Here is a 23,485-nt window from a genome sequence, read left to right on the forward strand (position 1 = left end):
GGCGGGAGCACACATCTCGCCCGCACTCGCGACCGACTTGCACGCCATGCAGGCCAAAGCCTTCGCGCGCACGGGAGATCACGCCTCGGCGCATCGGTGCATGCGGCTCGCGGAGGTTGCCGCCGCCAGGATCCGGAGAGACGAAGAACCCGCGGAGACGGGATACGTCCAGCCTGGACTGGTTGAGGCGCACCTTGCCGAGGCGCTGATGAGCCTGGGGGACGTGAAACCCGCTCAGGAGTACGCCGTTGAAGCTGTGCACACGCAGGCGCATGCCCGAGGCCGGGTCCACCGGTTGGCGACACTGACCCGTGCGGAGGTGGCAGCCGGTGAGGCCGAGCAGGCTGCCGCGACCGCCGTTGAGATGGTGCGCACCGTACAGGGGATGGAGTCGCGAAGGCTTCGTGACCGGTTGGTGTCCGTGCGCCGCTCACTGTCGCGGGCGGGCGGTGCCGCGGCTGCGGATTCCGTCGAGATGATCGACGAGACGTTGCGCGTGCCGCTCAGCTGAAGCCCTTGGTGTGCTGGGATGGGCACTCCGAGGACGAGAGGCGACCGACGTGCAGTGGCAGAACTTGAGCGAGCACACCGTGTACGAGAACCCGTGGGTTCGGGTCCGGCTCGCCGACGTGGAGCTGCCCGATGGCCGACACCTCGACCACTACCTCCTGCGTCAGCGGCCGGTCGCTCTGGCCACGGCTGTCAACGACCGAAACGAGGTACTGCTGCTGTGGCGACACCGTTTCATCACCGACTCGTGGGGCTGGGAGATCGCCGCTGGCGTGGTCGAGGACGATGAGGACATTCAGGTTGCCGCGGCCAGAGAGGTGGTCGAGGAAACCGGGTGGCGACCGGCCGGACCGTTGCACCACCTGATCACCGTCGAGCCGTCGAACGGGTTCAGCGACGCTCGCCACCACGTGTACTGGTGCGAAGGGGCTGAGTATGTCGGCGAACCGGCTGACGCGATCGAGTCCGAGCGCCGTGAGTGGGTGCCGCTGGCGGATATACCAACGTTGATCTCCCGAGGGGAGATTCGCGCGGCGAACACCACCGCGGCGCTGCTCCTGCTGCATCACATGCGCTCCGGGCAGAGCGCATCAGCGAACGGCTGAACACCGCGGGCGCGCGGGAATCAGCGGATGCGGGCGCCGTAGACGTGGTCCACCGTCATCGTCATCAGGACCCGTCGGTCGGACACCATGACCGAGCGATATTCATCCCAGTCCGGGTGCTCGCCCGCGGCGCGGCGGTAGTAGTCGACCAGGGCCTCGACCTCGGGGCCCGCGGGGTCGGTGCCCGGGCCCGTCAGGGTCGCGACGCCCTCGGCCGTGGCCCAAGACCAGCCGTCGGCGCTGGTGACCTCCAGGGTGGCGCGGGGATCCCTGCGCAGATTCACGGTCTTGGCGCGGCCCTCGGTCATCGAGACGAGGATGACCTCGGCGTCGGGGTCGTAGAAGGGCTGGACGGGCGAGAGTTGGGGGCGCCCGTCGGACTTGATGGTCGCCAGCACGCCGAGTCGGCTCTCGGCGAGCAGGGCGCGCGGGTCGAACGCGGTGGTGGTCATGGGAGCATCATGGCCCCTCACATCGGTGGGAAGGCCAAGGGGCGCGCGGGGGCTACGGGGTCGGGGGAAGGGTGCCGAGGGCGCGGACCGCGCGGGGGGAGGCGCCGAGCCCGCGGCGGCAGATCTTGTTGAACGACTGCAGGTCACCGATCCCGACCGACGCCGCGACCGAGCGGATCGGGAGGGTGGTGGCGCGCAGCAGGTGGCCCGCGCGCTCCATCCTGCGGCGCCTGATGTGGGCCACCACCGTGTCGCCCGTCTCGGCGCGGAAGAGGCGCGTGAGGTGGTTGTGCGAGACGCCCGCCGCGCGGGCCACCGCGGGCACGGTCAACGGCTCGACCAGGCGCGACTCGATGGAGGCGATCGCCGCGGCCACGGCCCGGTGCCCGCCGCCCTCCGCGCGCTGACCGGGGACGACACGTTCGATCTCGACCACTGGGTGACGCGGGTGACCAACCGGCCGACGCGCGCCGCCGCCTGAGGCCGCGAGCCGTCGATGAAAGGAGACCGTTCATGAGGGGCACGGAGCTGCGTCAGCGGGTGCTCGTGCTCTATCTGTCGACGTCGGCGCTCGACAGCACGACCGTGGGCTGGGCGAACTACGACGGCACGGGCGCCACGTCGCCGACCACGGGGGACGGGGACGAGCCGCCCTACCCCGACGGGGTCGCGGCGCTGCGGGACGGGTGGCGGCTGATCCAGGCCGCGCAGCTGATCCCGCCGTATCCGGGGCACGAGTACGACGTCTCGTTCCTCAAGCGTGAGTTCCTGTTCGAGAAGCTGGTCAAGGCGCCGGGCGCGGCGGCCTGAGCGGCGGCGACGGCGACGCCGTGAGCGGCGGCGTTTGACGGGCGGGGGCACGGGAACCCGGGGGCGATGACCCATCCACCTCCCGAACCCGTGCCCCCGGAGCCGACGCCCCCGCCGGGGCCAGGGCCCGAGCCAGGGCCGCTTCCGGGACCCGTGCCGGGGCCTCCCCCGGCGCCGCCGCCGGGGCCCCCGCCCGAGCCGATGCCGCCGCCGGAGCCCGATCCCGTGCCGCCGACGCCCCCGGGCCCCGACCACCCCGAGCCCAAGCCGCAGCCCCCTCCCCCACCGGTCCCGCCCCCGACCTGAGGGGGGGGAACCGGCGCTCGTGGGCGAGCGCGAGAGGCACGGGGTTTCGGCCTGGCCGCACTCCGCCCGCCCGTCACCTGGCTCGCGCCGCTGATCAGCCAGACGCCCGCCATGGGCGCCCTGCCCACCCCGCGCGCCGCCACCGACCCCGGCGCGCTTGGCGGCCAGTGCTACGGTCCCGGCGGGCGCAACGAGGTCAAGGGCCACCCCCGCGGTCCGGGTCCCGCGCCGGGCACTTGCAGCGCTCCCGAGCCCGCGGAGGGCTCACAGCACGCCCGACACCGCGGGGAACCAGGCGTCGGCGATCTTCCTGGTCCCCGCGTCGTTCGGGTGGACCCCGTCATAGGTGTCGGTCGCGGTGTCGAAGCCGGTCCACTGGTCGACCACCGTCACGGGGGACGCGGCCGTCGACAGGGCGGCGGCCCAGCCGGGGATCGCGGCGTTCAGCTCGACCACCCGCTGGGGGCAGGGGCCGCACGCGCTCGCCGCCATGGGGATGATCTGCGCGACCAGCACCACAACCCGGGGGTTCTGCGCGCGCATCTGGCCGACGAGCACCGTGAACGCGTCGAGCACGTCCTGGGTCGTCCTGGCGCTCCACACGTCGTTCGTGCCCAGGTGCATCAGCACCACATCGGGCTGGGCGGCCGCGAGCCACGGGGGCAGCTGGTTCTGCGCGGCCATGTTCGTCGCGAGGATCCCGCCGTGCCCCTCGTGCTCGCCGTCGTGGGGGAAGCCGCAGCCCTGGGGCGCCTGGCTGCCCACGAAGTCCACATCCGTGAACCCGGCCGCCTGGAGGTCCTGCCACAGCAGGGCCCGCCAGCAGCCCGGCGAGCCGGTGATCGAGTCGCCGAGCGGCATGATCCGCACCGGCGCCTGGGTGGCCGAGGGGGCGGCGGCCTCGGCGGGCGTCTCGGCTGGGGTCTCGGCGGAGCGCGCCGAGGGCGCGAGGACCGTGGCAAAGACGGCTAGGAAGAGGGCGAGAACAAGGCCGACTCGGGCAAAACCAGAGGCACTTCTGGCAAGGGCTGTCGCAAGGGCTGTCATCGAAGGCGCTCCTGAGCAGGAGGAAGCGCCGCCGGACGCGCGAACCGTCCCGTAGGCCCGCGCACAGCCCCCTCCGGTGGCCCCACCATTGTCCTGCGCACGCCAAGAGGCTTCAACGGCGCAAAGCGGCCATCATCGCCATGTGATCCGCGTCTCCCCCTCGCGCCGCCATGTCACACGCGCCCCCGCGCGCCCGTCACCCCTGTGACGGCCCTCCCGCTACGGGCCGTCCCCCGTGACGGGGCACCCCCGCCGGGCGGTCGGAAGGAACGCAAGGGAGAGACCATCGATGCTCGCGAAACTGTCGGGCTTCCTGCCCAGGCGCCGCAGGGCCGTGCTTCTCGTCGCCGCGCTGCTCGCGCTGGGGGGCGGCGCGCTGGTGTGGGGCTTCCAGGACGGCAACCTCGCCGGGCTGCTCGGGCTTCACCGAGACCGGCACGGTCGTCGGCACGGTCCCCGTGCTGCTGTTCGCGATCGCCTTGGGACTCGGCATGGACTACCAGGTGTTCATGCTCTCCCGCATCCGCGAGGAGTACGAGCGCACCGGCTCCCCCACGGAGGCCGTCGCCCTCGGCCTTCAGCGCATGGGCGGCATCGTGACCGCCGCCGCGGTCGTGCTGTCCGTGGTGTTCCTGGGATTCGCGATCTCGGACATCTCGTTCATGCAGGCCCTCGGCGTCGGCGCGCCGCTCGCCGTGCTCATGGACGCGACGCTCATCAGGGGCGCGCTGCCGCCCGCCGCGATGCGGCTCGGCGGCCGTGCGATGTGGTGGCTGCCGCCCGTACTGCGGGGCGTGCACCGGACGTTGGGGCTGAAGGAGTCCGCGGCCGGTGAGCCGCGGACCCGGAACACCGCGGAACGCGAGGAGGCTCAGCCGAGCAACACGGGAATCCGCTGATAACCGTGCGCGATAAAGGACTCGATCGGCGTCAACTCCGTCTCCGCGAGCCGCAGATCGGGGAACCGCTCGAAGAGGGCGGGCAGCGCGATGCCCGCCTCAAGACGGCCGAGGGGCGCGCCCAGGCAGTGGTGCGCCCCATGGCCGAACGCGACGTGCTCGTGGGAGGTCCGCGTCACGTCGAACTCCCGCGCGTCGGGCCCGTGCAGCGCCGGGTCGGTGCCCGCCGCCGCGTAGAAGATGAGGATCGCGTCCCCCTTGGCGATCACCGTTCCGTCGTCCAGGGTGATGGGCTCGACGGCGTAACGCAGCGGGACCGCGGTCACCGAGGAGACGGCGCGCAGGGACTCCTCGACCACGTCGTTCCAGCTCGCCCTCCCCGCGCGGACCAGGGCGAGCTGGTCGGGGTGGCGCAGCAGCGCGTGAACGGCGTTGCCCAACAGGTTGACGGTGGTCTCGTGGCCAGCGGAGAGGATCAGCAGCAGGGTGTGGACCAGCTCCTCCTCGCTGAGCCGGTCGCCCTCGTCGTCGCGCGTGGCGATCAGCAGGCTCGTCAGGTCGTCGCCTGGACGCTCCCGCTTGAGGGCCACAAGGCGGGTCATCTGGGCTATCTGCGCCTGGAAGTTGGCCAACGCCTCCTCGGGCGCCACCGAGGTCTTGAACGTCACCTCGACGCTGTCCCGCAGCTCGTCGCGCTCCTCGTCGGGCACGCCGATCAGCTCGCAGATCACCTGGATCGGCAGCGGGTGGTTGAACGCCGCCCGCAGGTCGACCGCCTCGTCGCGCGGCCCGGCCGCGAGCCCGTCGAGCAGGTCGGCGGTGATGGCCTGTATGCGCCCCGTCAACGCCTTGGTGCGGCGCGCGGTGAAGGCGGGCGAGACCAGGCGGCGCAGCCGGTTGTGCTCGGCGCCGTAGGCCGTGAACATGTTCTGGACGGCGACCCACGAGAAGAACGGCCACTCCTGGGGCACCTCGCCCGCCATGAACGCGGGCCAGTGCTGCTTCGCGTCCTTCGACACGCGCGGGTCGGCGAGCAGCTTCTTGACGAGGTCGTGCGTGACGATGGCCCACGCCTCGTAGCCACCGGGCAGGACCACGCGGCTCGCGGGGCCCGCGGCGCGCAGACGCTCTATGTCTCCGGGTATGTCCTTGGCGGTGGGGTCGAGGACGAACGGCTCTCGTGCCACGGGTTGGTTCCCTTCTGATCGGGTGCGATCGGGGTGAAGCGGGCGGGCAGAGCGGTCAGGGCCCGGTGGAAGGGCCCTGGTCGCCACGTCAGCTGGTCATAGGGAACGGTCAGGCGGATGTCGCACAGCCAGCTGGTGAGCCGGTCGATCGCGGTGGCCGCGATCAGCACGGCGGGCTGCTTGGCCGGGCAGGCGTGGGGCCCGGCGGCGAACGACAGGTGCGCGCCCGTGTCGGAGCGCGGCCCGGCGGGCAGCTCCGAAGGGGCGGTGTTGGCGGCGGCGTACGAGATCAGCACGGGGGTGCCCGCCTGTATCCACGTGCCGTGCAGGTCCACGTCCCGGCGTGGGAAGTGGGTCGAGAAGTTGAGCATGGGCGGGTTGTTCCACAGGACGTCCGTGATGGCGTCCGTCGCGGTCAGCGCGCCGCTCGAGACCGTGCGGTAGTAGCGGTCGTCGGAGAGCATGCGGGCCAGGGCGTTGGCGATCAGGTTGGTCGTCGGCTCGTGCCCCGCCGACATCGTCATCATGATCTCGTCGATGACCTCCTGGTCGGTCAGCTCGACCGGGTGCTCGAGCAGCCACGAGGTCAGATCCTGGCCAGGCTCCTTCTTCTTGAGCTCGACCAGCTCCCGCAGATAGCCGTCGAAGTCCATGATCGCGTGGTTGGCGGCCTCGGGGGACTCCGCGTCGAAGAAGGCGGCCATCGCCGTGGCCACGCGCTCGCTGTACTCGTCGGACATCCCGAACAGCGCGTTGAAGATCAGCAGCGGCAGCGTCCTGGCGTACTCGGCCAGCAGGTCGGCCTCGCCCCTGGTGGCGAAGCCCTGGATCAGCGAGTCCGACAAGCGGTGCACCAGGTCGCGCAGCTCGAACGGCTCGATCAGCGCGAAGCTGTCGTTGATCGCCCTGCGGTAACGGGCGTGCACCTCGCCGTCGTTGTACAGGAGGTTCTGGCGCCAGGTCATCATCGGCGCGACCGGGCTGTCGGGCGGGAGGTTGTGCTGCCAGACCCGGGGGTCCTTGGAGTAGGTCTCCGGGTCCTGGAGCACTTCGAGCGCGGCGCGGTAGCCGATCACCAGCGTCGCGACGACGCCTGGTGCCAGCTCGACGGGCGCGCAGGCGCCGAACTCCCGCAGCTTGTCGAACACGGCGTACGGGTCGGCCGCGTAATCGGGGCCGTACAGCGGCACAGGGCGCGTTGCCTCGGTGGTCACGACTGCTCCATGGCGGGAAGGTTCAGCAGGTGCTCGGCCAGCGCGAGCAGGGCGTTCAACGATGTGGCGCGGTCGCGCGCGTCGCACGCGACCAGCGGGGTGTCGGGCGACAGGTCGAGGGCCTGGCGCAGGTCGTCCTCGGGATAGGCGGGCGAGTCGGGGAACTCGTTGAGCGCGACCGCGTACTTGATGCCCTGCTCCTCGATCATGCCCATCACCTCGTAGGAGTCGGCGATGCGGCGCGTGTCGGCGAGGATCAGGGCGCCGAGCGCGCCCCGCGTGAGGTCCTGCCACAGGGCGTGGAAACGCTTCTGGCCCGGCGTGCCGAAGAGGCACAGCGCCAGGTCGTCCCCCAGCGAGATGCGGCCGTAGTCCAGGCCCACGGTCGTCGTGGTCTTGTCGCGCACCCCGTGCAGGTGGTCCACGACGGCGCCCGTGGCCGTCATGACCTCCTCCGTCTTGAGCGGCGGGATCTCCGACAGCGTGCGGATGATCGTGGTCTTGCCGACGCCGAAGGGGCCACTGACGATGACCTTGACCAACTCCTGGTCGGGATTGCGCAGATGAATGCCTCTACTGGAGGGCGCGGAGACCACGGATCACCCTTTCAAGGAGTTGCGTGTCGGGCTGCTCGTCGAGGATCAACGCCGCGGGCGCGCGCACGATCAGCAGCCCCTGGTCGACCAGGTCGCTGGCGAGGACCTTCACGAAGCTGACGGGCAGCGAGAGGTGGGCCGCCACCTCGGCGAGCGGCAGCGCGCCGTCCCCGAGGATCTCGAGCACCCGCTGCTCGGCGGGCGACACATCGGCCGGGATCGTCTCGACCGCCGCCCTCAGCACGGTCAGCCGGTCGAGGACGTTCCGGGTCGGACGGGTCCGGCCACCGGTCCACACATAGGGCGGAATGAGCCGCCGGTTCATGGAGAGTCTCCCTTGCGTGTGGCGACGGGACCGGCCGGGGATCAACGCGCGGTGTCGGTCCTCGGTGGGCTGACCATGGCCTTGCCGAGTGTCTGTACCTGCTTCTGCATCTCGTAGGAGACGTTGTCCATCGCCACACCGGGCCCGGTGAACACCGCGAGATAGGTGCCCTCGGCGGCCGGGATCACAAAGACATAGCCGTCGAACGCCTCGACCATCACCTGGCGCAGCGGCGAGTCCTCGCCGTAGTAGGTGAGCGACGTGCCGCGGGCTGAGGCCAGGAGGGAGGCGAGCACGGCGGACAGCTTCTCCGCCGTCTCGTTGTCGAGGCCCGAGTGCGCCTCGAAGAACCCGTCCGCCGTGACCACCATGGCGTGCTGGACGTCCGGCACCTCAAGGATGGGCGTCAGGACGAACGAGAGGTCGATCCTCGGTTTGGTGACGGGGACTCGGGCGTTCATCGGCTATCCCTTTCGCTGTCGTCCTCGGAGCCCTGGCCTGACGGGTCGTGGCCGGTGGAAAGCTCGTGGCCGCCTGGCGGTTCGCGACCGTCGTCGACGCCGTCGGGTCCGCCGTCGGCGGCCTGGTCGGCCGAGCCGCCCGCCGCGTCGCCCTCGTCGGGCCTGGCCGCCCTGCCCTTGGCCATCCCGCGCTGAAGCGCGCCCATGCGGGCCGCCGCCTCGTCGGGATCGCGGAAGCGCCGGTCGGCCGCGCCGCTCGCGCCGCCCGCGCTAGCGGAGGCGGCGGGAGCGCCGGAGGCGGCGGGGGCGCCCGCGCGGCGGGAGCGCGAGGGGCGCGCGAGCCGCTCACGGTCCTCGTCGGCGCGCCGGTGGCGCCGCTGCGGCAGCGGGGGCGCGCTCGCCCCTGGGCCGACCGCGGCGGCGGGCGGCGCGGGGCGGGCGGCGGGGGCGGGAATGGGCAGCTCGTCCTCGTCCGCCTCGGCAAGCAGCTCGCTCGGCACGAACACGACCGCCTTCACGCCCGCGTACTGCGATGGCTCGACGGAGACGCCGATGCCGAACTGGCGGCACAGCTCCCCTATGGCCGCGAACCCCGAACGCGGGGGGTCGCCCAGCTCGGCGAGGTGGATCTGGTCGCTGCCCGACAGCAACCGCCGCGCCCAGCCGAACTCGTCGGCGTTCATCCCGATGCCCGCGTCGTTCACCACGATCACCGCGCCATTGTGCGCCTGGTGCAGCGAGACCTCGACCGGCAGTGAACCGTGCGAGTGATGCACGGCGTTGGCCATCAGCTCCGCCACGATGATCGCCACCGGCTCGGCCGCGCGGTCCACGACGGCGACCGCGCGCGGCAGGTGGTCCACGATCTGCACGCGCTCATAGCTGGGAATGCGGGAGCTGGCGCCCATCACCAGGGCGCGCAGCGGCGACTTGGTCCGCACCAGGCCCGCGCCCGCGCCGCACACCACACGCGTCACCTGGAGGCGGCGCAGGATCTGCTCGTTCAGATAGTCGAGGGCGGACAGCTGCTCCGCCAGGTCGGGGTCGTCGTACTTGTGGAGGAGCTCGTCCACCGTGGTCTGCATCTGATAGCACATTGTCTGAAGCTTGGTCGTAGCGCCGCGCATCGCCGCCTGGGCCGCGCCGTCCACCCGGCGCCGCTCGCTGACCAGCGCGTCGGAGACGCCCGACACCACCGAGGCGAGCGCCTTGCCGCCCGCGCTCTCCTTGAGGTTGGCGTGCAGCGGCTCGGGAACCTTCACATGGGAGTGGCGCAGCGCCTTGGCCACCGCGGGCAGCCGCTTCACCGCCAGGTGTTCGGCCTCCTCGGCCAGCATCCGCTCACGCGCGAGCAGCTCGGCGACCTGGCCGCGCAGCGCGTCGAGCTCGGCCTCCACGGCCGACAGGTGCTGCCGTTGACGGGCCTCGGCGCGGCGCTGGCTCCTTCGCTGGCGCAGCTGAAGTCCCGCGAGCACCACCGCGAGCGCGCTCCCGGCCATCAGGCAGACGGCCCATGCCGCCGGTATCTCCATTCGCGTGCACCTCAATACCGTTGGGGCGAACCCGGGGAGCACGGACGCACGGCGTGGCACCGTGCGGGCGCCAAACCTCCGAGGTCTTCGGCTTGTTGCTCGGTCCGCAGAAGCGGCAGGCCGCAGTCAAGCAGGCGCCGATGTCACTCCGCAAGCGGAGGGCGTGACAATCGGTAGGTAGGGTGAAGCCGTGCCAACCGACACACCACAGTCCGCATGGCGTGTATTGCTCGGGTATGTGCGGCCGCACCGCGGGGCGTTGGCCGCGGGCGCGCTGCTCTCCCTGACGACGGGCGCCACCGGCCTCGCGCTGCCGCTCGTCGCCCAGGACCTCATCGGGAACCTCACCAGGGACGAGTCCATCTCGGGCGCGTTGGTGCTGCTCAGCGCGCTGGTGCTGGCCAACGCCGCAATCGGCGCCCTCGGTGGCTATGTCCTCCAGCGCACCGCCGAGTCCGTCGTCCTCACCGCGCGCCGCTCGTTGACGTCGTACCTGATGCGGCTGCGCATCTCCGCGGTGGACGCGAGCGAGCCGGGCGACCTGCTGGCCAGGGCGACGTCCGACACGACGCTGCTGCGGGCCATGACGACCGAGTCGTTGATCGGCTTTGGAACGGGCGGCCTGACACTGGTCGCGACGCTGGTGATGATGGGCCTGGTCGACGCCGTGCTGCTGCTGGTGACGCTGGGCGTCATCGCGGTGTCGGGCGTCGTGATCGGCTTGATCGTGCCGGTCATCAACCGCGCGAGCAAGCGCGCGCAGGACTCCGTCGGCGAGATGGGCGCGGCGCTCGAACGCGTGCTGGGCGCGCTGCGCACGGTCAAGGCGTCGGGCGCCGAGGAACGCGAGCGGCGCGCGGTGCACGCGGCGGCCGAGGAGTCGTGGCGCGCGAGCGTGCGGGCGGCCAAGTGGCGTGCCCTCGCCGGGAACACCGCTGGCCTGTCGACGCAGGTGGCGTTCATCACGGTCCTCGCGGTGGGCGGGGCGCGCGTGGCGACCGGGGCGATCGACGTGGGCGCGCTGGTGGCGTTCCTCCTGTATGTCTTCTATCTCATGGCGCCGATCCAGGAGGTGGTGAGCGCCATCACGCAGTACCAGGTGGGCTCCGCGGCGATCAGCCGCATCCAGGAGGTGCGCGAGCTGCCGAGCGAGCCGGAGCGGACCGCCGCGTCGCCGCTCCCCACGGGGGACGAGCCGCCCGCGTCCGTGGCGTTCTCGGGCGTCCACTTCCGCTACACGCCCGAGCTGCCGCCGGTGCACCACGGGGTGACGTTCGAGATACCGCCGCGCGGGATGACGGCGTTCGTGGGCCCTTCGGGCGCGGGCAAGACGACGGTGTTCGCGCTGATCGAGCGCTTCTACGACGCGACCGCTGGGCGCGTGCTGGTCGACGGGCGCGACGTGGCGGAGTGGGACGTGGCGCAGCTGCGGGCGCAGATCGGCTATGTGGAGCAGGACGCGCCTGTCCTCTCGGGCTCGCTGCGCGACAACCTCCTGTTCGGCGCGCCCGACGCGACGGACGAGGCGGTGGCGAGGGCGCTGGAGACGACGCGCCTCGACGGGCTGGTGCGGCGGCTCCCCGAGGGCCTGGAGACGCTGGTGGGCCACCGCGGCACCAAGCTGTCGGGCGGTGAACGCCAACGGATCGCGATCGCCCGCGCGTTGCTGCGACGCCCACGCCTGCTGCTGCTCGACGAGGCGACGTCGCAGCTCGACGCGGTCAACGAGGCGGCCCTGCGCGACGCGGTGACGGCCGCGGCGCGCGACACGACGGTCCTGGTGGTGGCGCACCGTCTTTCGACGGTGACGTCGGCGGACCGCATCGTGGTGATGGACGCTGGGCGCGTGCTCGCGGTGGGCACCCACGGGGAGTTGGTGGCGGGCAGCGAGCTCTATGCCGAGCTGGCGGCGACGCAGTTCCTGACGGCCAGCGCGTAGCGCCTCCGGCGCGGTGTGCGGATTTCGCCTTCGGCGGGGGTGGTGCGGGTCGCCTCCCGCGGGGTCGCCTCCCGCGGGGCTCGGCGCCACCCGCCTCCCGCAGGGCTCGCCGCCACCCGCCTCCCGCGGGGTTCGGCGCGCCTTCGGCGCGGACGTGCGCCTGCGGCGCGGGGGCGGTGCGGGCCATGGCCCGAGCGCCCCGCAAGGCGGCGCGCGCTACCCCCTCGCCGTAGGCGAAAAAGGGTGGATGGGTGGGGAACCCCCCGGGGCGCGAAGCGCCCCCGGGGCCCGCGCCCGGGCCCCGGTCCGCACCACCCCCCGCGCCGCAGGCACCGTGCCGCGCCGCAGGCACTTCGCGCTCGCGCCATGGCCCGCACTACCCCCGCGCCGCAGGCGCGTCGAACCCCGCGGGAGGCGCACCCCTGCGGGAGGCAAGAAGTTCGTCGAGCAGGGATTCCGTCGCCGCTGGCAGCGGGCGGGTCGGGCCAAAGAGGCGTGCGTGGTGGCCGAGCAGCCAGCTGGCCGCGCCCGCGAGCCACTCCTCGCGCCCCGTCGCATGCGCCGCGCGCAGCAGCTCGTTCCACAGCCGCTCGTCCGCGGGGGCGGACGCCAGGGCCGTGCGGATCGCCGTGTAGGCGCCCTGCGCGTCGCCGGCCTTGCGCTGCTCCGCGGCCAGCGTCAGCGCCAACTCCGCGACGACCAGCGGATATTGGGCGTCGACGATCTCATGGGCCAGCCAGCCGTAGCGTTCGCGGCGCTCGGCGAGCAGGGGGCCGCGGGCCAGGGCAAGGCCCTCGATGAGGAGGCGCAGGCGCTCGTCCGCGGGCAGGCGGCCGCCGCGCGCCACCGTGGCGTGGTGGAGCGCCGTGAGCCGGTCCCAGTCGGAGCCGACCGTGGGGGCCAGGGTCAGCCGCCCGCCGGGCTCGGCGAGCAGGTGCGGGCCGAGCCAGGCCCGCAGGCGGCCGGTGAACGCCTCGCGCACGTCGTCCGTCGCCCCGCGCGGCCAGAGTGCCGCCCCGAGGACGCGGGGGTGCACGCCCTCGCGGTGGAGCAGCAGCAACGCCAGTGCCTCACGCAGCTGTTCGGCGCGTTCGGGCTCGGGCTCGGGGAGCCCGGCGATCTCGTAGTCGCCCATCAGCCTGATGGACACCTCGGGCGTGCCGGGCGCGGGAGCGCGTTCCTCGTCGAGGGCGCCGCCTCCCCTGGTGAGTCCGGCGAACAGCTCGACGACGGCCGCCCGCGACGGCGCGGGCAGCTGCTGGGCGGCCAGCTCGAGGCCCATGGTCGGCTCGTGCAGCCGCCCTTCGGGGGTGATCTCGAACTGCCAAGCGGTGCCGGGGAGTCCGGGCCTGTCGGCGGCGACGACATAGCCGATGCCGACCTGGGCGGAGACGGCGGCCAGCGCGCCGAGGCGTTCGGCCTCTTCGGCCGTGGGCGGCGTTCCGATCAGGACGAGGTGCGCGGCGGCGCCGGTGCGGCGGTTCATGCGCAGGCGGGTCTCGTTCTCCATGACCTCCAAAAGACCCGCCGTGTCGGCGACATGGCGGACGCGGGTCGGGGCGAGGGGGATGAGGTCGTCGCCGAAGCCGACGAGGGTGACGGTCATGCGGTCCGACCAGCCGCTGGTGGCGAGTTCGGCGGCGAGGGAGGCCAGGACGGCTTCGCGCCTGTGCGGCTCGCCGGTGAGGGCGACCGCGCCGGGGACGGCCTCCAGGTTGAGCAGCAGCCGGAGTTGGTCGCGGGTGCCGAGGCTAACCAGCCCGGGGTAGGGGGCCTCGGCGCTCGTCTCGCTCTCGGGGACGTCGTTCTCGTAGATCGTCCAGTAGGTCTCGTCGGCACTGGTGTTCCAGGGCGCGGGCGGGCGGCCCGATGGGGCGGCGAGCTGGAGGTGGAGGGTGCTCTCGCCGAGCCAGGCGGCGTAGACGGGGGGCAGCGGCTTGCCGTCCGCGTCGAGGGCGGCGGCCAGGTGGCGCAGGGCGCGGTCGAGGAACGCGACGGCGCGGGGCGCGGCGCCGACCAGGAGCGCGTCACGGGCGGCGGCGGCCTCGCGCGTGCCGGGGGCGAGGCCGTCGCCGACGCCGCGGCCCAGCGCCCCCGCGGCGGACTGCCACAGCGCGGCGCGGCGGGTGCGGCCGAGGGCGACCAGCAGACCGGCGGCGAGCAGGGGCGCGCCGATGAGCGCCTGGGGCAGGCCCAACCCGCCGTCGGACTCGGCCACTTCGGCCTCGGGCCCGTCCTCGGGCGGCACGGTCCCCCCGCCGCCGCTGGGCGGCAGCGGTCGCCCTGGGCCGTCCTCATCGGGCTCCTCCTCGGGCTCCTCGTCCGGCTCGGGCGGCGGCTGGGGCGCGAGCGGCGCGCCGCCGCCCGTCTCGTGGTACTCCTCGATCTCCTCGGCCTCTTCGGCGGTGAGCTGGTCCAACTCCCCTGGCAGCTCGACCAGTTCGCCGCCATGGGCGTCCGCTGGCATCTCCAGGATCCAGCCGGGCCTGATCAGGCTTGCCTCGGTGAGGCGTGAACCGTCGGGCTGCACCCGGTCCTTGTTGAGCTGGAAGATCTCCCGGTAGCGCAGCCCGTCGTCCAGGTGGCGCGCCGCGACGCCCCACAGCGTGTCGTGGTGGCGGCCCTCGGGCGGCTGGATGCGGTAGAACTTGGTGGCGTCGGCGGGCGCCATGGGTGTGGCCGCCGACGGGTCGCCCGCGTCGGACGACTGGAGCGCGCCCAACTCCCCCTCGGCGGGCCGGTCGTCCATCATCTTGCCCGGACCGTCGGGCGCCGAGCGCGCGACCACGCCGGGGATGTGCTCGGCCGATGCCACCACGTTCGCCTGCCCCGGGCCATGGCCGCCGGGGCCCAACTGGCCGAGCCCCGGCGTCAACGACGCGGCGGCCGATGTCAACAGCAGGACGGCGCCGACGAGTTGGCGCGCGAGCAGCTGGCTCGGCCCGGCTCCAGGCACCCGGCGCGGGATGCCGACGCCCGAGATCGCGGCGGCTGCCTCGACCAGGACGCACGCCGTGAACTGCGCCCAGGCCACCCACACCAGCACGGCGAGCACCTTGAGGAACGCGTCCGAGCTGATCTCGTCGGTCAGCATGTCGAGGCTGGGCGCCGACGAGGGCAGCGGCCAGCCGATGAGGCTGGCCAGGGCGAGCGGGACGCCGACGACCAGCGCGAGCAGGGCGATGACGGCGACCAGCGCCCTGAGCACGTCGCCCGCGCCGCGCCCTGTCCTCACCTGAGCCATGTCGTCGTTCCTCTCAGCGATCTCTCAGCGGTCTCTCAGCGGTCTCTCAGCCGATCTGGGCCTCGGCCGTCGCCGTTCCCCACACGGTGAGGGGGCGGTCGTAGACGAGGCCGGTGAAGATGGGGTGATAGGTCAGCCTGATGCGGACGGTGACGCGGTTGACGGCTTCCTCGGAGCACTCGGCGGCGGCGATGTCGTCGGCGTCCATCCCGACGGAGGTGGCGTACTCGGTGACGCGCGCCTCGCAGTTGCCGAAGTTGATGGGGACGGGGCGCACGCCGTCGCGCAGCGCCTCGACGTCGAGGTCCTGCGCGGCGTAGCGGGCGGCCTGCTCGGCGATGTCGGCGGCACGCTCGCGCTGCGAGATGGACAGCCCCCCGTCCACCACGAACGCGGCGAGGCCGAGCACCACGAGGGCGAAGAAGATCAGCGCGAGCGCGCCGGATCCCCGGTCGCCGCCCGGCCATGGATCGCGCTCTCTCATCCCGACCTCCGATAGGGGTCGATGGGCGAACTCGACGTTCCGCTCATGGTGTTGGTGACCGGGACGCCCAGCAGGTCGAGGCCGCGCACGCGGCATGTCACCTCGATGCCGAAGAGCGTGCCGGGGCGGTGCCCCGGTGGGGTGGTGGCCTCGACGCGGACCGTTCCGCCCACGCACACGTCGCCGAGCTGGGCCTCGGCCACGGCGCGCGCCTCGCGCATCGCCGCCTGCGTGCTGCGTTCGAGCGAGCCCGCGCGCGCCGCGTCCCTGGCCGCGCCGTTGACCGCGCCGCGCCCCGAGACCAGCTGGCCGAACGCGACGAGCACGAGGATGAACGCGATGATCAGCGGCGCCAGGATCACCACCTCGACGGTCGTCATCCCGCCGTCCAAGCGGCCCGCCCGCAAGCTCACGCGTCGCATCGTTCACTCCCCGTCCGGCACGAAGCGCTCCATGGGCCCCTCGCTCGCCGCCTCGACCGTCAGGTCCACGCCGGGCAGGATCGACGGCACGTTCCCCGTCACCTCGACGCGGACGGTGAACTCGGCGGGCCGCGCCGTGGTGACGTCGGGGCGGGCGGTGAACATGCCGGGCCCCAGCTGCTCGATGTACTGGTGCGCCTTGTCCTCGGCCTTGGCGCGCCAGCCGTCCGGGTCGGCGTCGGCCTCGGCGCGCGCGGTGCGGGCCCCGGCCTGCGCCGCGGCCTTGGCGACCTGCTCGGCGAACGAGTAGAGCGCGAACTGCACCGCGCCGAAGATCATGAAGAACATCACCGGCGTGAGCACGACGAACTCGATCGCCGAACTGCCGCCGTCGGCCCCCTCGCCGACGCGGCGGCGCACGAACGCCGCGAGCCGCCGCACGGTCAGCAGTCTTGGAAGTCTTGGACGCCCTCGATGCAGTCGCTCACATCGTCGGCGCGGTCGTTCAGGGCGTTCATGATCACCGCGGCCACGCCCGCGACCACGCCGACGACGATGGCGGCGATGATGACCCACTCGATCGCGGACGCGCCGCGGTCGGTCTCGGCGGACCTGGCGCGTGCCACGCGGGCGCGCAGGTGCGCGATCAGGAAGTCCGTTACCGGATGACGAACCATGGTGCTACTACCTCCACTTGACGCAGGACGGGTGGTGCGTGCGGACCTCATGCCTGGAACACCCGCATCCCGGCCGGAAAGATGAGAAAGATCAAAAAGCCCATGCACAGCAGGAGTTGGGCGATGAGCATCGACTGCGACCTCTCGCCCGCGCTGCCCTCGATCTCGCCGAGCTCGCGGTGGCGCATCGTCTCGGCGCGCGCCGAGAGCGAGGCGCGGACCTTGGCGCCGTCGTCGGCGACCAGGGCGAGCGAGGCGGAGAGGTCCTTCAGCTCGTCGACGCCGACCTCGTCGCCGAGCCGACCGAGCGCCTGCCACTGGGTGAGCCCGGTGATCCGCGCGTCGGCCAGCGCGCTGCGGATGCGGCGCAGCGCCCAGCCGTCGCTGACCTCGGCCGCGGCCTTGAGCGCCTCGGGCAGGCCGCGGCCCCCTGCCAGGCTCATGGCGACCAGGTCGAGGTAGGCGGCCACGACGCGGCGGAAGTCGCGCCGCTTGGCCTTGGCGTCGCGCCGCACCTCGACGTCGGGCAGGAAGAAGAACCCGGCGGCGAACGCGAGCGCGAGCCACACCGGCACGACGGGGCTCGCGCCCATGCCGAGCATCCAGCCGAGGGAGAAGAGGAACGGGCCGAAGAAGAGGCCGGTCGCGGCCAGCACGACCTTGGTGGCCAGGAACGACTCCCATGTCCTGTCGAGCAGCGCGAGGTCGGCGCGCAACGACCGCTGCTCCCAGCCGCGTTGGACATACAGCTCGGCCAGTCGGCCCCCGGTGCGCTCGCGCAGCTCGGCAAGACGACCGCTCACGCCGCCCTTGGCGACCGGCGCGCCCGAGGGCGCGGAGGGCGCGGAGGGGGCCAGGGGGGCGCCCGCGCCGCCGCGCGCGCGGAGCGCGTCCACCCGCGCGACCGTGGAGACCGGGCCCCTGCGCGTCGGCAGCAGCGCCCTGACCAGGGCGTAGAGGCCGAGCCCGAAGAGGGCTCCGACGAGGACCGCGGTGGTGATGTCGGAGTTCACGCGCGGGCTCCCTTCGGGGTGTCGGGCCGGTGCGGGCCCTCGGGCAGCGGGGCCTCGCGCGGGCGCAGCGCCGTCTCGGGGCGGCCCCGGGTGAGGAAGCGCTCGGGCAGCTCGATCCTGGCCAGGCGCCGCATCCACCAGAACCCGAGCCCGAACAGAGCGCACACCACGGAGAGCACGGCCTGCCCGAGCGGGTCGCCGAAGGGCTCGACGAAGTCGCGGTTGAAGAGGGCGAGTCCGAGGGGGAACGCCACGCTCACGCCGACGACGATCTGCACGCTGCGACGCGTGGAGGCGCGTTGGGCCAGCACGCGCTGGCGCATGTCGACCTCCTCGCGCGCCGACTTGGCCAGCGCACCGAGCACGTCGCGCAGGCCGGGGCCGCGCAGGCGGGCGTTGAGGATGAGCGAGGCGATGATGACGTCGGCCGACGAGTCGTCGAGCTCGTCGGCGAACTCCTGGAGCGCGTCGGGCAGCGGGGTGCGGGCGCGCAGCCGGTCGACCAGGTTGTTCAGTGGGCCGCGCAGCGCGGGCGCCGCGGCGCGGGCGGAGGCGGGGATGGCCTGTTCGAGGCCGACCGCGCCCGCGATGGTGTCGCGCAGCGACTCGGTCCACCCGGCCAGGGCCTCGACGCGGCGCATCCCGGCCCGCTCCTCGCCCGCGCCGCCGAACAGCCGGTCCCACGTGAACGCCAGCAGCGCGGCGGCGAGCGCGGCGACGGGCCAGCGGGTCAGCAGCAGGACCAGCAGGGCCACGGCCGCGGCGACGGTGCCGCGGCGGCCGAAGAACGCCACGACCTCCGCGCGTCTTCGCTGCCGCCCGGCGCGCTCCTCGGGGGAGCGCGGGGGCAGGCCGCGGATCGCGGCGATCAGCAGGGCGAGGCCGCCGCCGATCGCGACGCCGCACAGCAGGGCGAGCGCGAACGCGGGCGAGAAGAGGCCGCCACCGTTCATCGGCCGCTCACCCCCAGCCGCCGCGGTAGCCGTACTGCGCCAGCTCGTCGGCGCACGACAGGGCGGCGTGCGCCCTGGTCATGCCGTCCGCGCCCTCGGCGAACACCTCGCTGGAGAGCACGCGCCCGTCCACGCCGTTGACCTCGCGGACCGAGGAGACGAAGCGCCGCAGGCGGCCGCCCTGGGCGTAGGTGTTGCGCCGCTCGATGAAGACGACGAAATTGACCGCGCCCGCGATGAGCATCTGGCTGGCCTCGATCGGCAGCCGCTCGCTGGCCTGGAGGGCATAGGTGGAGATGCGGTTGAACACCTCCTGCGAGCTGTTGGCGTGGATCGTGGAGAGCGAGCCGTCGTTGCCCTGGGACATGGCGTTGAGCATGGTGACGATCTCGTCGCCCAGCACCTCACCGACAATGACGCGCGAGGGGTTCATGCGCAGCGAGCGGCGCACCAGCTCGGCCATGCCGATGGCGCCCTGGCCCTCGGAGTTGGGCAGCCGCTCCTCGAACGCCACGACGTTCGGGTGGAGTTCGGGGAACTGGTCAAGGCCGAGCTCCAGGGCGCGCTCGACGGTGATCAGCCGCTCGTCGGCCGGAATCTCGTTGGCCAACGCCCGCAGCAGGGTGGTCTTTCCCGCGTTGGTGGCCCCGGCGATCATGATGTTCTTGCGGGCCCTGACGGCGGCGGTCATAAACGACCCCAGCTCGGGGGTGAGGGTGCCGTTGCCGACCAGGTCGGCGAGGAACACCTTGCCGAGGCGGGCGCGGCGGATGGAGAGCGCGGGGCGGCGCGTGACGTCCATGACCGCGGAGAGGCGCGAGCCGTCGGGCAGCCGCAGGTCCAGCTGGGGGTTGGCGGAGTCGAAGGGGCGGGAGGAGAGCCCCGAGTAGGCGCCGAGTATCTGGATCAGCTCGACCAGCTCCTCGTCGCTCTCGGCGACGGGGGCGCCGCGCTCCTCGCGGCCGTCGGCGTAGCCGATGAACACCTGGTCGTAGCCGTTGACGTCGATGTTCTCGACGTCGGGGTCGTCGAGCAGCGGCTGGAGCCGCCCCACCCCGAACAGCGCGGCGTGCACGGCGGACGCGTAGCCCTCCTCGGCCCGCGCATCCAGCGGCGCTCTGCCATCGGCGATCTCGGCGCGCGCGTACTCCTCGAGCACCTGGGCGATGACGGCCCGCGCGTAGTGGCGTTCGTCCTCCGACGTCATCGGCCGCACGCCGCTCGCCTGGTCGATGCGCCGCTGCTCGGCGATGCGGTCCCCCGCCTCCTGCCGAAGGCGCTTCACCAGCTGGTGGTTGACCTCGCTCATCCCGCGACCCCGGGGCCGTGGTGCGGCGTCTGCGGGCCCGCACTCGGCGCTGGCGCACCGTAGTTGGGCGGGGCCTCGTGCGACGGGCCATAGGGCGACGGGCCATAGTGCGGCGGCCCGTAGTGCGGCGGGGCCTGGCCCGGAGCGGGCGGCCGCCCGAACGGCTGGCCGAACCGCGGGCCTTGACCGTCGTAGGCGGCGGGCGGGGTGGCGGGCACCAGCTCGGCGCGGTACGTCTGGTGCAGGTCGGCGACCACCTTGCGGGCCGAGCGCACCAGCAGCGACCGGTCCAGGCGCCCGCGCCGCCGCCCCGCCAACTGCTCGGCGCCGACGGCGTCCTCGGCTATCAGCCCCACGACGGACGAGCCGCTGCCCGAGGCGATCAGCATCTCGTTGACCTGCCCGGCGATCCGGCCGCCCGACTGCGCGTCGGCGATCAGCAGCACGCCGATCCTCGGCAGCGCCAACTGCGCGGTGCCGCGCCCCTGTCCGTGCAGCTTGGCGCGCAACGCGGCGGCGCGGTCGCGGACATGCGCGATGCTCTCGGGGCGCACGCGGCTGACCAGCAGCAGCACCGCCGCGTGCGGCAGCAGCGCGAGCAGCGGCGAACCGGCGTCGAGGCGCCCGCAGTCGGCCAGCACATCGGCCGCCGCGTCCTGGTGCGGGGACTGCGCCAGCTCGGCGAACGCCCGCCCCAGCGCGCCCCATTGGCCCGTGAGGCCGCCCGCCTGCTCGGAGGCGGCCAGCCCCACGAGCACGTCCAACCCGCCCGAGACGCGCTGCGCGTGGTCCCACAACTGCTCGGCGGCGATGCCCCGTCGGGCCGTCGCGGCCAGCGACAGCATGCCCGTGCCGGGGTCGAGGGGCCGCCCGCCCTCGCCGACCGACCGGTACACCAGGTCGCCCCCCGCGGGGTCGGTCTCGGCCAGCAGCACGCGGCGCGGCCACAGCGCGGCCAGGGCCACGGCCGTGGTGGTGACCCCCGGGGCGCCCTTGTCGGCGGCCAGCGCGATCAACGCCATGGGTCTGCCCCTCCCCGGCTCACTCGCCCGGGGGCGCGACGATGACGAGGGACACCTCGCCGTTCGACGCCGCGCGCGTCAGGGCGGCGGCGGCGTCGGCGCCGACCCTCAGGGTCACGGGGAGCGCGCTGTTGCCGCCGACGCCGTCGCCGCCGTGCACCGCGGCGACGGTGGCCCGGTCCGCGATCACGTCGTCGCCGATCGGCGGGGGAGCGCTCTCCGAGCCCTCATCGCCCGAGCCCTCATCGCCCGAGCCAGAGCCCGAGTCCGAGCCCGAGTCCGGCGCCTCGTCGTCGCCGACCCAGTAGGCGGCGACGGCGTCGCCCGCCTCCAACCCCGAGGGGTACTGGCCGGGTTGGAGCGAGACGCCGACCAGCACCTCGTCCTGCGGCAGCGACGCCTCGCCGGTGAGCATCTCGCCGACGAGCACGGTGCCGGGCACCAGGTCCGTGACGGACCGCAGGTCATCGGCCACCTGGGAACGCTGGCCCCACGGCACATAGTTCACTGCGGAGTCGTCGGCGACCAGCACCGACTCCATGGCCGACTCGGGAATCCGCTCTCCCGCGGGCACGCGTTCGGTGATCCGCACGGCCTCGACGCGGTCGCCCGCGCGCAGCACGAGCACGGTGGCGCCGAGCGCCCCCGCCAGCACGAGCAGCGCGGCGAGCGCCGCGAGCGCGGGCCTGCGCTCGCGCGGCGGCGTGGGCAACCGCTCTCCAGGAACGGGCCCTGCCGCCATGGACGTCCGCGCGGCTGAAGCGCGGTCCTGAGTCCTCATGCGTTCACTCTTCTCGACCCCCGAGTCGACCCCCGTGCGGCCGGGTGGCAACGGCCGCGCCCGAACTTATCAGCCACTTCTGACCGCCTTCAATGGCCGGATTCCAGCGCATCACCCCTCCTGGAGGTGGCGCAGGCTGCTCATCATGCTCTCGATCACGGCGTCGTCCAGCGCCTCGGGGTGCCCGGTGTCGGCGACCAGGACCCAGGTGGCCTGGTCGCCGTCGCCGGTCACATAGGAGACGGTGACGACGCGCCCTTCGCTCGTCCCGCACGCGTCCCTCGGGTTGTCGGGGGCGCCCGTGACGGTGGCGGTGGCGGTGTGCCCGACCAGGCCGTGCGCGCTCTCGAACGGCTCGGCCTGAGACACCTGGATGTCGCCCCGCTCGGTCTGGTCGAAGGCGGCGACCGCCCACGCGTCGGCCTCGGTGACGGCCGACTCCTCCGTCGAGGTGTACCCGGGGCCCTGCGCGCTCCTGGTCCCCGCCATCGCGCGGAAGCTCAGCCCGTCGTCGTCCTCGGGGCACCAGCCCTCCTGGTAGAGCGCGGTCCCCGAGACGGCGATGTCCGGGATGCCGTCGCTCTCCTCGCCCTCCGCCAGGATCTCGTAGCCGACGACGAAGTCGTTGCCGCCGACGTTCCATCCGTCGGGCGGCACGTCGAACGCGTTGAGGCGCGTGGTGTTGGTCTGCACCTGCCAGTCGGGCCCCACGACGGGGTCAGGGGTCTCAAACACCGAGCCACGCGGGTCGTCGGGCGCGGCGGACGGCTCATCCGACGGGTCCGGCTCGGCGCTCGGGGTCGCGCTCTGGCTCGCGCTCGGCTCGGCGACCGGATCGCCCTCGTCGTCGGCGCCGCCGAAGAACAGCCACGCCCCGACCGCGAGAGCGGCGACGCACAGCGCCGTCAGGGCGGCGACGAGGATAACCGACCGCCTCCCCGGCCCCCGCCCACCGGTCGGCGGCCGCGACCCTACGGGACCGAAGCCGCTCGGCTGGGTCGGCGCGGAGTGGTACCCGGGTCGCAGGTAGGGGTTGTCGTCCGATGTCATGCGAACGACGGTAGGGCCGCCCCGCGCCATGGCACCACGCGATCCATGGCACTGCTACCGACTTGGAACAGTGCCGAGTCCTTTCAAGCGCCGTCCCCTTCAAGCGCCGTCCCCTTCAAGCGCGGTCCCCTTCAAGCGCGGTCCCCTTCAAGCGCCACACCGGCCGGTCCCCGCCCCAACGGGCGGGCGGGCGCGCCCGGATGACCGGGGCGCCCGCGTCACCTCGCGGGGCCTAACGCCGCTGCGCGAAGCGCAGGAGGTTTCCCGCGGGGTCGCGGAACGCGCAGTCGCGGACCCCGTAGGGCTGGTCCATCGGCTCCTGGACCACCTCGCCGCCGATGCGCGCGACGCGGTCGAACGTCGCGTCGCAGTCGTCCGTCGCGAAGATCACGCCGCGCAGCACGCCCTTGGCCAGCAGCTCGGCCATCACGCGCCGGTCCTTGGGCGACGCGCCGACGTTCACGCCGGGGGGCTCCAGCACGATGTCCACGTCCGGCTGGGCAGGGGAGCCCACGGTGACCCAGCGCATGTCCTCGAAGACCACGTCGTTGCGGACCTCGAGGCCGAGACCGTCGCGGTAGAAGGCGAGCGCCGCGTCATGGTCGTTCACAGAGATAAAGCACTGCGACAGCGTGATGTCCATGTCG

At 73.2% G+C, this 23,485-nt stretch carries 24 protein-coding genes and 3 pseudogenes; 6 read left to right on the plus strand and 21 right to left on the minus strand.

What is annotated here, in order from left to right; genetic code table 11:
* Positions 1-511 (plus strand): annotated as a pseudogene (locus tag DEH69_RS05510) (transcriptional regulator); the annotation flags it as partial.
* A 49-nt stretch (positions 512-560) separates the two neighbouring features.
* Positions 561-1,115: an NUDIX hydrolase gene (locus tag DEH69_RS05515; protein ID WP_113685743.1), complete on the plus strand. Its 555-nt coding sequence runs from the start codon at positions 561-563 to the stop codon at positions 1,113-1,115.
* Between the two features lie 20 nt (positions 1,116-1,135).
* Here DEH69_RS05515 and DEH69_RS05520 read toward each other — a convergent pair whose 3' ends face one another.
* Positions 1,136-1,567: a PPOX class F420-dependent oxidoreductase gene (locus DEH69_RS05520; protein ID WP_113685744.1), complete on the minus strand. Its 432-nt coding sequence runs from the start codon at positions 1,565-1,567 to the stop codon at positions 1,136-1,138.
* Positions 1,568-1,619: 52 nt separating this feature from the next.
* A pseudogene (locus tag DEH69_RS05525) lies at positions 1,620-1,958 on the minus strand (helix-turn-helix domain-containing protein); the annotation flags it as partial.
* A gap of 122 nt (positions 1,959-2,080) precedes the next feature.
* Here DEH69_RS05525 and DEH69_RS05530 point away from each other — a divergent pair.
* Positions 2,081-2,377 (plus strand): hypothetical protein, encoded by a 297-nt coding sequence (locus DEH69_RS05530; protein ID WP_113685745.1) that lies wholly within the window; start codon positions 2,081-2,083, stop codon positions 2,375-2,377.
* A 360-nt stretch (positions 2,378-2,737) separates the two neighbouring features.
* A pseudogene (locus DEH69_RS32390) lies at positions 2,738-2,896 on the plus strand (short-chain dehydrogenase); the annotation flags it as partial.
* A gap of 51 nt (positions 2,897-2,947) precedes the next feature.
* On the opposite strand, the gene DEH69_RS05540 reads toward DEH69_RS32390, so the two are convergent.
* Positions 2,948-3,730, minus strand: coding sequence for an SGNH/GDSL hydrolase family protein (locus DEH69_RS05540; RefSeq protein ID WP_113685746.1), 783 nt, complete (start codon positions 3,728-3,730; stop codon positions 2,948-2,950).
* 458 nt (positions 3,731-4,188) lie between these two features.
* On the opposite strand from DEH69_RS05540, the gene DEH69_RS05545 reads away from it, so the two are divergent.
* The gene (locus DEH69_RS05545; RefSeq protein ID WP_258534458.1) at positions 4,189-4,629 is read left to right on the plus strand and encodes an MMPL family transporter; all 441 of its coding nucleotides are present in this window, start codon (positions 4,189-4,191) and stop codon (positions 4,627-4,629) included.
* Here DEH69_RS05545 and DEH69_RS05550 read toward each other — a convergent pair.
* The 6 genes from DEH69_RS05550 to DEH69_RS05575 are packed head-to-tail and all read right to left on the minus strand — an operon-like array spanning position 4,602 to position 9,944.
* Entirely contained in the window at positions 4,602-5,816 is a 1,215-nt protein-coding gene (locus tag DEH69_RS05550) for a cytochrome P450 (RefSeq protein ID WP_113685747.1), read from the minus strand. The two genes, DEH69_RS05545 and DEH69_RS05550, sit on opposite strands and share 28 nt — an antisense overlap.
* Positions 5,759-7,030 carry a cytochrome P450 gene (locus DEH69_RS05555; protein ID WP_258534459.1) on the minus strand — a complete coding sequence of 424 codons (1,272 nt, stop codon included), beginning with the start codon at positions 7,028-7,030 and terminating at the stop codon, positions 5,759-5,761. The genes DEH69_RS05550 and DEH69_RS05555 overlap by 58 nt, the downstream gene beginning before the upstream one ends.
* Entirely contained in the window at positions 7,027-7,626 is a 600-nt protein-coding gene (locus DEH69_RS05560) for an ATP/GTP-binding protein (RefSeq protein ID WP_258534460.1), read from the minus strand. The genes DEH69_RS05555 and DEH69_RS05560 overlap by 4 nt, the downstream gene beginning before the upstream one ends.
* The gene (locus DEH69_RS05565; protein ID WP_113685748.1) at positions 7,604-7,951 is read right to left on the minus strand and encodes a DUF742 domain-containing protein; all 348 of its coding nucleotides are present in this window, start codon (positions 7,949-7,951) and stop codon (positions 7,604-7,606) included. Before DEH69_RS05565 ends, DEH69_RS05560 begins: the two co-directional genes overlap by 23 nt.
* 41 nt (positions 7,952-7,992) lie before the next feature.
* On the minus strand, positions 7,993-8,412 hold the full coding sequence (locus tag DEH69_RS05570; protein ID WP_113685749.1) for a roadblock/LC7 domain-containing protein: 420 nt from the start codon (positions 8,410-8,412) through the stop codon (positions 7,993-7,995).
* Positions 8,409-9,944 (minus strand): sensor histidine kinase, encoded by a 1,536-nt coding sequence (locus tag DEH69_RS05575; RefSeq protein ID WP_113685750.1) that lies wholly within the window; start codon positions 9,942-9,944, stop codon positions 8,409-8,411. The genes DEH69_RS05570 and DEH69_RS05575 overlap by 4 nt, the downstream gene beginning before the upstream one ends.
* Before the next feature lie 190 nt (positions 9,945-10,134).
* On the opposite strand from DEH69_RS05575, the gene DEH69_RS05580 reads away from it, so the two are divergent.
* Positions 10,135-11,883 (plus strand): ABC transporter ATP-binding protein, encoded by a 1,749-nt coding sequence (locus DEH69_RS05580; protein ID WP_113685751.1) that lies wholly within the window; start codon positions 10,135-10,137, stop codon positions 11,881-11,883.
* A gap of 376 nt (positions 11,884-12,259) precedes the next feature.
* Here DEH69_RS05580 and DEH69_RS05585 read toward each other — a convergent pair whose 3' ends face one another.
* The 12 genes from DEH69_RS05585 to DEH69_RS05635 all read right to left on the minus strand — a co-directional run bounded on the left by DEH69_RS05585 (position 12,260) and on the right by DEH69_RS05635 (position 23,481).
* Entirely contained in the window at positions 12,260-15,127 is a 2,868-nt protein-coding gene (locus tag DEH69_RS05585; protein ID WP_113685752.1) for a hypothetical protein, read from the minus strand.
* A 46-nt stretch (positions 15,128-15,173) separates the two neighbouring features.
* Positions 15,174-15,611, minus strand: a complete 438-nt coding sequence (locus DEH69_RS05590) for a TadE/TadG family type IV pilus assembly protein (protein ID WP_113685753.1) — start codon at positions 15,609-15,611, stop codon at positions 15,174-15,176.
* Positions 15,608-16,033, minus strand: coding sequence for a TadE/TadG family type IV pilus assembly protein (locus DEH69_RS05595; protein ID WP_113685754.1), 426 nt, complete (start codon positions 16,031-16,033; stop codon positions 15,608-15,610). Before DEH69_RS05595 ends, DEH69_RS05590 begins: the two co-directional genes overlap by 4 nt.
* 3 nt (positions 16,034-16,036) lie before the next feature.
* On the minus strand, positions 16,037-16,474 hold the full coding sequence (locus DEH69_RS05600) for a TadE family protein (RefSeq protein WP_258534461.1): 438 nt from the start codon (positions 16,472-16,474) through the stop codon (positions 16,037-16,039).
* A 2-nt stretch (positions 16,475-16,476) separates the two neighbouring features.
* Positions 16,477-16,710, minus strand: a complete 234-nt coding sequence (locus DEH69_RS32395; RefSeq protein WP_258534462.1) for a hypothetical protein — start codon at positions 16,708-16,710, stop codon at positions 16,477-16,479.
* Between the two features lie 47 nt (positions 16,711-16,757).
* Positions 16,758-17,723 (minus strand): type II secretion system F family protein, encoded by a 966-nt coding sequence (locus DEH69_RS05605; RefSeq protein ID WP_113685756.1) that lies wholly within the window; start codon positions 17,721-17,723, stop codon positions 16,758-16,760.
* The gene (locus tag DEH69_RS05610) at positions 17,720-18,676 is read right to left on the minus strand and encodes a type II secretion system F family protein (RefSeq protein ID WP_113685757.1); all 957 of its coding nucleotides are present in this window, start codon (positions 18,674-18,676) and stop codon (positions 17,720-17,722) included. The genes DEH69_RS05605 and DEH69_RS05610 overlap by 4 nt, the downstream gene beginning before the upstream one ends.
* A 7-nt stretch (positions 18,677-18,683) precedes the next feature.
* Positions 18,684-19,985 (minus strand): CpaF family protein, encoded by a 1,302-nt coding sequence (locus DEH69_RS05615; protein ID WP_113685758.1) that lies wholly within the window; start codon positions 19,983-19,985, stop codon positions 18,684-18,686.
* Positions 19,982-21,007 carry a DUF3824 domain-containing protein gene (locus DEH69_RS05620; RefSeq protein ID WP_258534463.1) on the minus strand — a complete coding sequence of 342 codons (1,026 nt, stop codon included), beginning with the start codon at positions 21,005-21,007 and terminating at the stop codon, positions 19,982-19,984. Before DEH69_RS05620 ends, DEH69_RS05615 begins: the two co-directional genes overlap by 4 nt.
* Before the next feature lie 19 nt (positions 21,008-21,026).
* Positions 21,027-21,719: a hypothetical protein gene (locus DEH69_RS05625; RefSeq protein ID WP_309302760.1), complete on the minus strand. Its 693-nt coding sequence runs from the start codon at positions 21,717-21,719 to the stop codon at positions 21,027-21,029.
* Positions 21,720-21,899: 180 nt separating this feature from the next.
* Positions 21,900-22,838, minus strand: coding sequence for a hypothetical protein (locus DEH69_RS05630; RefSeq protein ID WP_147255445.1), 939 nt, complete (start codon positions 22,836-22,838; stop codon positions 21,900-21,902).
* 232 nt (positions 22,839-23,070) lie between these two features.
* On the minus strand, positions 23,071-23,481 hold the full coding sequence (locus tag DEH69_RS05635; protein WP_113685872.1) for a VOC family protein: 411 nt from the start codon (positions 23,479-23,481) through the stop codon (positions 23,071-23,073).
* Between the last annotated feature and the right edge of the window lie 4 nt (positions 23,482-23,485).

Origin of the sequence: Streptomyces sp. PT12, from assembly GCF_003311645.1 — a bacterium.
In the GTDB taxonomy this organism is placed as follows: Bacteria; Actinomycetota; Actinomycetes; order Streptomycetales; family Streptomycetaceae; genus Streptomyces.